The organism is Xenorhabdus yunnanensis, assembly GCF_028598805.1.
In the GTDB taxonomy this organism is placed as follows: Bacteria; Pseudomonadota; Gammaproteobacteria; order Enterobacterales; family Enterobacteriaceae; genus Xenorhabdus; species Xenorhabdus yunnanensis.
Genome location: NZ_JAQRFI010000319.1, coordinates 1 through 240 on the forward strand (window position 1 = coordinate 1; position 240 = coordinate 240).

Here is a 240-nt window from a genome sequence, read left to right on the forward strand (position 1 = left end):
GCCGGAGGTAACGGTTTCAGGCACGGAGGGGCAGACGGCCTTGATCCGCAGCTTGCGACGGCCAGCGGCAACATCAGCCCGAAGAGTGTCAATTTCAGTCTTGGCATGGGCGAGTTCCTGAGTGTGTTTGGTATCCAGTTCTGCGAGTTGATTGATTCGCTCTTGCTGGGTGGTGATGATGGCGTTTTTCTCTGATAGCTGAGTTGTCAGTGACTCATTCTCTCCAGAGAGTCGCCCATT

Annotated in this window: 1 protein-coding gene; it reads right to left on the reverse strand. The window is 54.6% G+C overall.

The features are described from left to right. Positions 1-240, reverse strand: a 240-nt coding sequence (locus PSI23_RS23780) for a lysis system i-spanin subunit Rz (RefSeq protein WP_373567378.1), incomplete at both ends; no start/stop codon positions are given.